Source organism: Mesorhizobium sp. M2A.F.Ca.ET.067.02.1.1 (genome assembly GCF_004023285.1).
Lineage (GTDB): Bacteria > Pseudomonadota > Alphaproteobacteria > Rhizobiales > Rhizobiaceae > Mesorhizobium.
Map to the genome: position 1 here is coordinate 1 of NZ_RZSB01001309.1, position 746 is coordinate 746.

Below are 746 nucleotides of genomic sequence, written 5' to 3' on the forward strand. Positions count from 1 at the left end.
TCCTTGTATTCGCCAACCTGTCCGACGCCGCCGGCGAGCGCGTCGATCCGCGAGGAATTGGACATCATCTGTGCGGAGCTCCCGTCAAGGTCGGCCGCGGCTTTGGAGACGGAATCGAGGGCGCCGCTTTGGGCAGACCCGCCCGGTCCGCTTGATGTCACGATGCTGATCGCCGGCGGGGACGCCGCCGGCGCCTCTCCGCTAGAGACGTAACTGTTGAAATAGCCGTGCCATCGGCCGACGCCCGAGGCCCACCCAGCCTGTTCGGCGGCGTTCGAGCCGTTATAGAAGCTCGCCAGGCAACTGTAGTTGCTGGCGCCACACTGCGCGACGCCTTTGCCGAGATATTTGACGCCGCCCTCGATGTTTTGCTCGTTGATATCGCGATCGAAGCCGAGCTGCCGGCCCGTTCCCTTCGTCAGTTGCATCACGCCCTTGACACCGGTGTGCGAACCGGCGCAGCTGTCGAGGCGGGATTCCTGGTAGGCGACCGACAGCGCCAGCCCCTCCGGAACGCCATATTTTTGCGCATAGTAGCGGATGAGCTTTGCGTTCTCGGCGTCGCGGCTCAGCGCCTCGCCAGGGGAGCGGCTGAACATTTGCGACCTGTATTTGTTCGTATAGGTGCAAACGAGGCTCTTTTTCTTCTCCTTCTCGTCCGATTTGGAATCGTGCGATTTCGTGCTGTGCTCTTCGTCCTGCGCGCGCTGATCCAGATTGGAACCATCGATGACGGCGATCTGGGC

1 protein-coding gene is annotated in these 746 nt (G+C 62.2%); it reads right to left on the reverse strand.

The window, feature by feature from the left end:
• The coding region (locus EOA28_RS37505) for a lytic transglycosylase domain-containing protein (RefSeq protein WP_128315929.1) at positions 1-746 on the reverse strand (746 nt) is incomplete at both ends.